Raw genomic sequence first — 2313 nt, 5'->3', positions numbered from 1 at the left:
GCATCGAGGGCGTGGTCGTCGAGCCGCTGGACGGCATCGACGACCTGAGCGCGGCGGTGAAGGCCTTCGGCCCTCATCCGGGGGCACGGCTCGGCGTGCTGGTCGACCACCTGGTGCCGGGCTCGAAGGAGAGCCGCATCGTCGCCGCCGTGACCCACCCGGATGTGCTGATCACCGGCCACCCGTACGTGGACATCTGGCAGGCGGTCAAGCCCGAGCGGGTGGGCCTGCGCGCGTGGCCGGTGATCCCGCCCGGGCGCCCGTGGAAGGAGGGCGTCTGCGCCGCCGTGGGCATCCGGGAGCCGTACGAGATGTGGCGCCGCATCCTGGGTTCGGTGAACAGCTACAAGGACGTCGAGACGCCGCTGATCAACTCGATGGAACGCCTGATCGACTTCGTCACCGCTCCGTAGCGGCCACCAGGTCGCGGCCGCTCGCCTCGACCGCGTCGGCGGCCGGGCGGGTGGCCCAGCCCAGCAGCCGGCGGGCCTTGTCGGAGCTGCGGATCCGCCGCCGGCCCAGATTCGCCACGATGGTCCCCAGGTCGGGGTCGTGCTGAGCGGCGGTCCGCACCATGTCGTCGGGCAGCGGCTGCGTCGGGACCCGGCTCGCGGCGGAACCGAGCCGATCACGCAAGATCTCCGCCATCTCGGCCATCCAGAGGAACTCGCCGGTGCCGAGGAACCTCTCGCCGGCCGCGGCGGGGTCGGTCATCGCACGGATGTGCAGGTCGGCGATGTCCCGCACGTCGACCACCTCGAACCCGACCCGCGGCACGCCGGGCAGCTGCCCGCTGAGCAGCCGCTGCACCACCTGCAGTGAGCCGAGGTTGCCGGGCGGCCGGCCGGAGAACGGGCCGAGCACCCAGCCGGGCAGCACCGTGCTCAGCTCGGTGTCGCCGCCGTGCTCGGCGATGAAGTCGAAGGCCGCCCGCTCGGCGAGCGGCTTCGACCGGCGGTAGGGCGTGAGCCCCGGATCGTCGGTGTTGGTCCACAGGGTCTCGTCGGTGACGCCGTCCGGTTCGGTGGAGCGGGGCGAGGAGGCCGCGGCCGACGAGGTGAAGACCACCCGGCGCACGCCGGCCCGGACGGCCGCGCGCAACACCCGCAGCGTCCCGTCGCGGGCCGGTGCGACCAGCGCGTCCGGGTCGGTCGCGGCGGTGGTCACCAGCGATGCGACGTGCAGCACGTAGTCGCACCCGGCCACCGCCTGGTCCCACCCTTCGTCGCGGGTCAGGTCGGCGACGTGGTGGCTCGGCTCGGCGACGTGGTGGCTCGGCGCCGTCCGCGGGTCGCGGACCGTCGTGCGGACGTCGTAGCCGCGCTCCTGCAGCGCGGCGACGCACCACCCCGCGATGAAGCCGGTGCCACCGGTGACCAGAACGGTTTCCGTCATGCCGCACATTCAACGTGGTGACCGGCCCGGGGTCAGCAGTAGGTCGGCGTCGTGCCGCTCTTCCACGAGCACGTGTCGATCGCCTTGCCGGCGGCGTTGCGCAGGTATGCGGTGTCGCCGTCGTTGTTCCACACGTACGCGCCGCGCTGCTGGTAGACGTGCTGCACATCGGGCCGGCCATTGGTGCCCTTGCCGGTGTGGATGTAGACGTACTTGCCCGCCCGGATGGTGTAGGTGCCGAACTTGTAGACGTGCCCGGCTTTGTCGCGGACGGTCCAGCCGGTCAGGGCGATGCTCGACCCGGTGTTGTTGCGCAGGCGCACGTACTCGGCGTTCAGGCTGGCGTTCGAGCGGGTGTCGCTGCCCGGCGAGTTGTATTGAACCTTGCTGATGGAAATCGCCGGCGTCGTGGCGGCGAACGAGGGCACCGTCACCGCGCCGATCGCGAGCGGAACGGCCGTCATGATCGCCACAACCTGCTTTCGTCTCATGGGTGAAAGATGTAACCGTGTTTTGCTTCTTTTGGCGATGCCACGGACGGGTGATGAGAATCGGACGTTCGGCAGGTCACGCACCGGCCGGTCGGCTCGGAATCGTGCGGCCCAGGATCGCGGCGGCCTCCTGCAGGCGGTCCGGGGTCAGGGCCGCGTAGCCCAGCACCAGACCCGGCGGGCCCGGGCGGTGCCGGTGCCACGAGAGCGGCTGCACCAGGACGCCGGCCGCGGCCGCCCGGTCGGCCTGCTCGGTGTCCGGGGTGTCGCCCGGCAGCATGACCACCAGGTGCAGGCCGGCCGCCACGCCGGTGACCCGGGCCGCCGGCAGGTGCTCGCGCGACGCCGCCAGCGGCGACTACGAACGGCACCTGCGCGCGGTCCGGACCCGGCAGCGGCAGCGCCGCGACGCGCTGCTGGCGGCGTC

The 2313-nt window shown here is 72.2% G+C and carries 4 protein-coding genes; 1 reads left to right on the top strand and 3 read right to left on the bottom strand.

Translation table 11 applies throughout. The features are described from left to right. The coding region (locus tag AB0M20_RS38975; protein ID WP_364306021.1) for a DUF3097 family protein at nucleotides 1-413 on the top strand (413 nt) is incomplete at its 5' end. On the opposite strand, the gene AB0M20_RS38970 is transcribed toward AB0M20_RS38975, so the two are convergent. The 3 genes from AB0M20_RS38970 to AB0M20_RS38960 all read right to left on the bottom strand — a co-directional run bounded on the left by AB0M20_RS38970 (nucleotide 400) and on the right by AB0M20_RS38960 (nucleotide 2193). Then, nucleotides 400-1395, bottom strand: coding sequence for an NAD-dependent epimerase/dehydratase family protein (locus tag AB0M20_RS38970; RefSeq protein WP_364306019.1), 996 nt, complete (start codon nucleotides 1393-1395; stop codon nucleotides 400-402). The genes AB0M20_RS38975 and AB0M20_RS38970 overlap by 14 nt on opposite strands. A 32-nt stretch (nucleotides 1396-1427) precedes the next feature. Then, nucleotides 1428-1886: a lamin tail domain-containing protein gene (locus AB0M20_RS38965; protein ID WP_364306017.1), complete on the bottom strand. Its 459-nt coding sequence runs from the start codon at nucleotides 1884-1886 to the stop codon at nucleotides 1428-1430. Between the two features lie 76 nt (nucleotides 1887-1962). Further along, nucleotides 1963-2193 carry a hypothetical protein gene (locus AB0M20_RS38960; protein ID WP_364306016.1) on the bottom strand — a complete coding sequence of 77 codons (231 nt, stop codon included), beginning with the start codon at nucleotides 2191-2193 and terminating at the stop codon, nucleotides 1963-1965. Nucleotides 2194-2313 lie beyond the last annotated feature (120 nt).

Source organism: Actinoplanes sp. NPDC051633 (assembly GCF_040681735.1).
Lineage (GTDB): Bacteria > Actinomycetota > Actinomycetes > Mycobacteriales > Micromonosporaceae > Actinoplanes.
Note: the sequence above shows the minus strand (reverse complement) of the source record. Positions and strands in the feature narration are given on the sequence as shown.